This is a genomic window from Paraburkholderia sp. 31.1 (genome assembly GCF_014397645.1).
In the GTDB taxonomy this organism is placed as follows: domain Bacteria; phylum Pseudomonadota; class Gammaproteobacteria; order Burkholderiales; family Burkholderiaceae; genus Paraburkholderia; species Paraburkholderia tuberum.
In genome coordinates, this window is sequence record NZ_VZQN01000117.1 from 1 (window position 1) to 3716 (window position 3716).

The 3716-nt window shown below is 58.2% G+C and carries 4 protein-coding genes; all 4 read right to left on the reverse strand.

All coding sequences use genetic code 11. The features are described 5' to 3' along the window. Nucleotides 1-172 precede the first annotated feature (172 nt). From F6X37_RS35340 to metC, 4 genes are read right to left on the reverse strand one after another with little or no spacing between them, the layout of a single operon-like run. Complete coding sequence (locus F6X37_RS35340) at nt 173-943, reverse strand: amino acid ABC transporter ATP-binding protein (RefSeq protein WP_187614618.1); 771 nt, start codon at nt 941-943, stop codon at nt 173-175. Then, the gene (locus F6X37_RS35345; protein WP_090808002.1) at nt 940-1590 is read right to left on the reverse strand and encodes an amino acid ABC transporter permease; all 651 of its coding nucleotides are present in this window, start codon (nt 1588-1590) and stop codon (nt 940-942) included. The genes F6X37_RS35340 and F6X37_RS35345 overlap by 4 nt, the downstream gene beginning before the upstream one ends. Nucleotides 1591-1592: 2 nt before the next feature. Next, nucleotides 1593-2432, reverse strand: a complete 840-nt coding sequence (locus F6X37_RS35350) for an ABC transporter substrate-binding protein (protein WP_262420162.1) — start codon at nt 2430-2432, stop codon at nt 1593-1595. Nucleotides 2433-2470: 38 nt separating this feature from the next. Next, on the reverse strand, nt 2471-3634 hold the full coding sequence (metC, locus tag F6X37_RS35355) for a cystathionine beta-lyase (protein WP_090807998.1): 1164 nt from the start codon (nt 3632-3634) through the stop codon (nt 2471-2473). Between the last annotated feature and the right edge of the window lie 82 nt (nt 3635-3716).

The following is a 3716-nucleotide window of genomic DNA, read 5'->3' on the forward strand; positions in this document are numbered from 1 at the left end:
AGTATGTGCTCGACGTATTGCGGAGTTTGCGGTTGAGCTAGCGGGCTGTGTTACGTCGCCGACGCTTTCCGCCTCTCCTGCTCCTCGCGATAAAGCACGAACTCTTCCGCCAACGCTTTTGCAACGGAAGCCCTACGCGTGATTCAAGGCGGTGTCGCGGCGTGCTCAATACTCAGGTCTCGATCAGATGCAGAAACTGCCTTACCCGTGGACTGCTGCCTTCACCAAAGAAGGCTTGCGGTGTCGTGTCTTCGGCAACCACGCCGCCGTCCATAAAAACAACCCGATCCGCTACATCTCGCGCAAACCGCACTTCGTGCGTGACGATCAGCATCGTCATGCCCGCTTTGGCAACGTCGCGCATGACGGTCAGGACATCCTCCCGCAGCGCTGGATCGAGAGCAGACGTGGGCTCGTCGAAGAAGATGACCTCAGGATCCATCGCGAGCGCCCGCGCGATCGCTACGCGCTGCTTCTGACCGCCGGACAGCCGTGCCGGATATTCGTTGGCTTTTGCGGCCAGGCCAACCTGTGTCAGCAGGTGAATTGCGCGCTCCGACGCTTGCGCACGAGGGACACCCTTGACGCTGACCGGACCTTCCATCACGTTTTCCAGTGCTGTCCTGTGCGGAAAGAGGTTGAACGACTGGAACACCATCGCGGTGCGCTGGCGGATCGCGCGGATCTTCTTCTGATTCTGGCGTGACGGTTTTGACAAACCGTTGCATTCGACATCAATGCCGCATACTGTCACGCTGCCGGCATCCGGTACCTCGAGGAAGTTCAGCGAGCGCAGCAGCGTGGTCTTGCCCGACCCGGAGGGACCCATTACAACGACAACCTCGCCTTTCGATACGTTGAAATCGACGCCGCGCAAGACATGGTTGTCGCCGAACGCCTTCGAAAGTCCACGGACTTCAATCGTCCTGATATCAGTATTCATACAAAACGCCTCGAAATGCGATTCTCGAGGACGGTCTGGACGATCGTGAGAATCTGGTTGATGCCCCAGTAGATCAGGCCGACCATCAGGAACATTTCCATGTAGCGGAAGGTGGAGGCGCCGACCTGGTCGGCGACGCGGGTCAGTTCTACCACCGTAATTGTCGAAGCGAGGGATGTATCTTTGATGAGTGCAATCATGCGGCTGCCGACAGGCGGAATGGCGATGCGTAGTCCTTGGGGAAGAATAACCCGCGACATGGCTTTCCAGTAACCCATGCCCAGCGACATCGCAGCTTCCCACTGGCCCTTGTCCACCGCGTTGATGCCGGAACGGAAGTTCTCGCTCAGATACGCGGCCGAAAACAGCGTGAGCGCGAGGAGCGCGGCGGGAACCGGGTCAAGTGTCAGACCGTACCGGGGCAAACCGAAATAGATCAGCAGTATCTGCACGAGCAGCGGCGTGCCACGGAAGATGGATACATATGCGAATGCGAAGGCGCGTAGTGCACCTATGCTGGAGATACGAGCCAAGGCGACCAGCAACCCTAGCGTCGAACCGAGCACAAACGACAGCAAACCGAGAAAGAGTGTCATCAGCACCGCACTCTTTAACAGCGGAAGCGAGCGCATGAAAAGCTCGATCATGACTACTCCTTGTGTGCCTTCGCTTTGGTGATCGTGCCGGGCATATCGTAATCCCGCCCGACCCACTTCCTGGCAATGGCCTCGATCGTCCCGTCAGCCATCATGTCTGCAATCGCCTTATCGACCGCTGCGAGCAGGGCCGGTTGGCCTTTCTGCAAAGCCGGCGCTGATAGCTGGTAGATCAAGGGTTCGCCCACTTCCTTGACCGGTAAATGGTTGACGTTGGCGTACTTCATGCCGCCGAAGTGCGAGATGATGACCGCGTCGATACGTCCATTGCCCAGATCGCTGAAGACGAGTCCCCCGTTATCGTACGCACGGATGTCGGAGTCATGCAGGTGTGCTCGTGCCCATGTTTCATTGCTCGAGCCAGTGACCACTCCCACTCGCTTGCCTTTAAGGGTTTCCTTGCCCTTGATGTCTGTGTTGCCGGCAGGCACGAAAATGCGGAAATCCTCCACGCCGTATGGTTCGCCGAAATCAACCTGTTGTTGCCGTTCAGGTGTAGGCGTGAGATCGTTCATCACAAGGTCGTACTTGCCCGTCTTCAACCCTTCCACGAAGTTCTTGAACGAATCGGCGACGAATACTACGTTCGGCACGCCAATGCGCTTGCCGACTTCCTTTGCAATTGCAACGTCATAGCCGACAGGTTGATTGTTTTCGTCAAGCATGCTCCATGGGGGACTACTCTGGGTGTTGGCCACGCGCAATGTGCCATTCGCCTTCACCTGCGCGAGAAGATCCGCTGCCTGCACAGTAGCGGGTGAACTGAATGCCGCGGAAAGCGTCACGAAACTCGCTACCGTGACAAAGCGTCTCCATCTCTTGATTGATTTCATCTCGTACTCACTCATCCAGGTAAGTTGAATTAAAAAATCTACGCAGCGGTTGCCCGGGCGCGTCCGAATGCGTCAAGACCGGCATTCAGATCCGCAAGCAGCATCGCCGGGTCCTCCAACCCGATCGAAAGGCGCACGATAGGCTGGTCGGTAAGCGGGAACGCACGCTCGGCCTGCAACGGGGCCGGGTAGTAGGCAGCGAGGCTATGCACGCCTCCCCAGCTCGCCCCGATGGGGAAATACTGGAGCGTATCGAAGAATGCGTTGAACGCGTCCTCCGCCGCGGGCTGGAGGATCAGGGAGAAGAGACACCCGCTGCTCGCAAAATCCCGCTTCCAGATGGCATGACCGGCATCGGACGGCAGTGCCGGGAACAGCACCTTGCTCACTTCCGGGTGACGTTCGAGTTCCCTCGCAATCTGCAGCGTTGAGGCGCTCTGGGCAGCGAAGCGAACCTTCAGGGTTTGCAGGCCGCGCATGACGAGGAAGCAGTCATCAGGGCTGGTCTGCTGGCCGAGAACGCTCTGCGTCTCGCGCAAGGTCGCGTAGTAATCCGCGTCGTTCATGCTGATGCAGCCCGCCAGTAGATCCGAATGACCACCAAAAAATTTCGTCGCGGCTTCGACGCTGAAATCCACACCATGTTCGAGCGGTTTGAAAGCGAGCGGGCTTGCCCAAGTGTTGTCCATCATCGTCAATACGCCGTGACGTTTCGCGACTTCGACGATCGCCGGAATGTCGGGCATCTCCATCGTCACCGTCCCCGGCGACTCCATGCAGATCATGCGGGTGTTGGGCTTGATGTACTTTTGAATCGCAGCCCCGATTGCCGGCGGATACAGTTCGACCTCGACGTTGAAGTGCGCCAGCCACTTATGCGCGAATGTCTTGAGCGCGCCGTAGCAGGCAGCGGACACCAGCAGGTGATCGCCGCCGCGCACGAAGCCCATCACGGTCGTCATCAGCGCGGATTGACCGGAAGGCGTCACCACGCAATGCGCGCCACCTTCGAGCTCGGCGATGCGGTGCTCCAGTTCACGAGCCGTTGGCGTTCCGGTGATGCCATAGCTGTAACCGTCCGGTTGCCGCTCCTTGCGGCGCGAAAACTCGGCCAGAGAATCGAATACAACTGTCGATGCCCGCATGACGGATGGGGACAGGCTGCGGAACGGCTGCGGCGCTTTCTGGGGATTGCTTGTCATGTTGCTCCCGGCGATGCCTCGTGGTGGATTGATGATCGAAGTTTACTTTTACCCGGGATTGCATCAACATCGGAAATAATTA

Excerpts from the sequence above, each read along its gene's own strand:
- F6X37_RS35340 (WP_187614618.1), bottom strand. The coding sequence starts at position 943 with ATGAATACTGATATCAGGACGATTGAAGTCCGTGGACTTTCGAAGGCG.
- F6X37_RS35345 (WP_090808002.1), bottom strand. The coding sequence starts at position 1,590 with ATGATCGAGCTTTTCATGCGCTCGCTTCCGCTGTTAAAGAGTGCGGTG.
- F6X37_RS35350 (WP_262420162.1), bottom strand. The coding sequence starts at position 2,432 with ATGAAATCAATCAAGAGATGGAGACGCTTTGTCACGGTAGCGAGTTTC.
- metC (WP_090807998.1), bottom strand. The coding sequence starts at position 3,634 with ATGACAAGCAATCCCCAGAAAGCGCCGCAGCCGTTCCGCAGCCTGTCC.